A 1,398-nucleotide genomic window follows, 5' to 3' on the forward strand; every position below is an offset into this window, starting at 1 on the left:
CATATGTGGAACGGCCCGCGAGGCAAGAGCTTTTTTCAGTCGATTTCACACATTGGGACGGTGCGGTCATATGTCCGGCCTTTGCGCGCGGCACAATATGGCCGCTGGCCTCGATGAGATCCGCGGAACGAGGAGCCAAATCAAGTTTACGCGCTTGAGCGCATTGGGGGCAGTAGCTTCACTCGTTTCGGGATTTCGTCCCAAGGGTTCATCGCCTGTTGTTGCACCTTGCCCTCTGCCGGCCTGCGCCGGTCAGATCGTTTTGGCGGTCACTGCGTCACCGCGGTAACCGCCAATGGGTCGGGACGCCGATAAATTCCGCCCTTGTTCAGGAGCGCCCAGATGATCCGCGCCGTCTTATTGGCCTGCGCGACGGCGGCAACCTTGAAGGGCCGTCTGGCGAGAAGGGCCTTCAGCCACGGCCGCGCCCGAGCGTCGTTTCGGACGACGCGCAAGACGGCCGTTGCCCCGACAACGAGGAGAGAGCGGAGTTCCGGATTTCCCATCTTCGATATTCGTCCCAGCCGCTCTTTGCCTCCGCTTGAATGAGACCGCGGCGTCAATCCCAGCCAGGCGGCAAAGTGGCGAGCCGACTTGAACCCGCCGGGATCCGGCACAAGCGCCTTGATGGTCGCCGCCGTAATGGCGCCGACGCCAGGGATTGTGGTCAACCGACGCATGTCCTCGTCGCGCTTGGCCTCCACGACGATTGCGCGCTCGAGCCTCTCGATCTGGTCGGCTGAAGCTTCAATCTCGTCGGCAATAGCCATCAGCGCGAAGCGCGCTGCTGCGGGCAGGCGAGCATCTGTCTCATCCCGTATGATTGCGACCAGCGCCTCAACCTTTGCCAGGCCGACGGTGGCGATGATCCCCAATTCTGCCAGATGCGCGCGCAACGCGTTGACCGCCTGCGTTCGCTGCCGCACTAGAAGAGCGCGGGTCTTCAGCACCATCGCGGCAGCCTGTTGCTCAGCCGTCTTAATCGGCACGAAGCGCATGGTCTTTCGGGTCACCGCTTCGCTGATGGCCTCCGCGTCCGCCGCATCCGTCTTACCACGCTTGACGAAGGGTTTGACATAAGCCGGCGGAATGAGCCGGACCTCATGACCGAGAGCTGCGATCTCGCGTGCCCAATAGTGGGCGCTACCGCATGCTTCCATTCCCACCAGGCATGGTGGCAGCTTCTCAAAGAAACGCAGAACTTCGCTGCGCCGTAGCTTCCGGTTGAACACGGGTGAGCCCTCGGCATCCGCCCCGTGAACCTGGAAAACGTGCTTGGCCAAATCGAGCCCGATGGTGATAACCTGTTTCACGGAACGGTCCCTCCTTTGTGGCGTTCGAACAACGACCACGTTCTAGCACTTTGATGCTGTTGGAGCGGGCCGTTCCACCACATCA

1 protein-coding gene is annotated in these 1,398 nt (G+C 61.6%); it reads right to left on the minus strand.

The window, feature by feature from the left end:
• Window positions 1-269: 269 nt before the first annotated feature.
• The gene (locus tag QJT78_RS51270) at window positions 270-1,313 is read right to left on the minus strand and encodes an IS110 family transposase (protein WP_208084231.1); all 1,044 of its coding nucleotides are present in this window, start codon (window positions 1,311-1,313) and stop codon (window positions 270-272) included.
• Window positions 1,314-1,398 lie beyond the last annotated feature (85 nt).

Source organism: Bradyrhizobium sp. Mp27, from assembly GCF_029953005.1.
In the GTDB taxonomy this organism is placed as follows: domain Bacteria; phylum Pseudomonadota; class Alphaproteobacteria; order Rhizobiales; family Xanthobacteraceae; genus Bradyrhizobium; species Bradyrhizobium barranii.